Source organism: Streptomyces sp. NPDC047981 (genome assembly GCF_040653315.1).
In the GTDB taxonomy this organism is placed as follows: Bacteria; Actinomycetota; Actinomycetes; order Streptomycetales; family Streptomycetaceae; genus Streptomyces.
Genome location: NZ_JBEZNQ010000206.1, coordinates 1 through 1,150 on the forward strand (window position 1 = coordinate 1; position 1,150 = coordinate 1,150).

Sequence of the window (1,150 nt, forward strand, 5' to 3'; positions counted from 1 at the left end):
ACGGCTCTGTGGAGTTGATCCGTCTCTGATCTGCGGTCGCGCTCGGCCTCCGTGGATCAGGCCGTCACCCGATCGTGGCCGTTCTGAAGAAGCTCCGTGATGCGGAAGCCTGGCCCGGGGCTCGGCCTCGGGCCTGTGGGCCAGGCGGATCGGACAAGTCACGGCAGACAAAGGCGAAGCGGGCGCGTCCGCGGCAAAGGACGCGACAGTGGACGAGGTGGTCGAGCGGCTGCTCGACAAGGCTGATGCCTCCCGGGGCCGCTCTGCTGGGTGAGGGCGGGCTGCTGACCGAGATCACCAAGGCGGTCCTCGAGCGGGCCCTGGAGGCCGAGATGAGGGAGCACTTCGGCTACGAGCGCGGAGATTGGGCAGGTCATGGGAACTCCCCTGCAACGGGACGTCGCCCAAGACGCTCCTGACCGATGCCGGCGCCGTCACGCTGGCGATTCCTCGGGACCGCAACGGCGACTTCGAACCACGCCTGGTCCCGGAGAACGCCCGCCGCCTCGCCGGGTTTCAAAGACCGGATCCTCTCCCTCTACGCCCGCGGCATGAGCGTGCGCGACATCCGCTCCCAGGTCGCTCAGATCTACGGGGTCGAAGTCAGCCCGGACCTGATCAGCAAGGTGACCGACGCCGTGGTCGACGAGCCCGTGAGCTGACAGAACCGGCACCTCGACGCGGTCTGGCCGATCATCTACATCAACGCGCTGGGGGTGAAGATCCGCTCCAGGTCGGTGCCCTCGGCGTCGACATGGACGGCCGCAAAGGCGTCCTCGGCCTGTAGGTCGGCTCCGAAGGCGAAGGCGCCACCACATGGATGGCGGTCCTCTCCGAGCTGCGGAACCGGGGCATCGAGGACGTCTGCATCGTGGCCTGTGACGGGTTGAAGGACCTACCCGCCGCGGTCACCGCGACCTGGCCGACGGCGACCGCCCAGACCTGCGTGATCTACCTGACCAGGGCCTCGCTCCGGCTGTCGACGTCGCGGACCACTCGAAACTAATACCGGCCCTCTGTGGGTGATGCGGGCTGTGTGTGGGTGTGTGGTCAAGGGCTGTTGGGGTGTGGATGCTGGTGGGTGTGGTCGGTGGGTTGTGCCCGGTCGGGTGTGGTTGGTGGGCTGTTGGCGCATGATGGGGTGGGTTTT

The 1,150-nt window shown here is 67.4% G+C and carries 2 protein-coding genes and 1 pseudogene; all 3 read left to right on the top strand.

What is annotated here, in order from left to right:
* Positions 1 to 364: 364 nt before the first annotated feature.
* Positions 365 to 454: pseudogene (locus AB0E14_RS39780) on the top strand (hypothetical protein); the annotation flags it as partial.
* A 97-nt stretch (positions 455 to 551) separates the two neighbouring features.
* Entirely contained in the window at positions 552 to 662 is a 111-nt protein-coding gene (locus AB0E14_RS39785) for a hypothetical protein (protein ID WP_362430489.1), read from the top strand.
* 158 nt (positions 663 to 820) lie between these two features.
* Positions 821 to 1,006, top strand: coding sequence for a transposase (locus AB0E14_RS39790; protein ID WP_362430492.1), 186 nt, complete (start codon positions 821 to 823; stop codon positions 1,004 to 1,006).
* Positions 1,007 to 1,150: the final 144 nt, after the last annotated feature.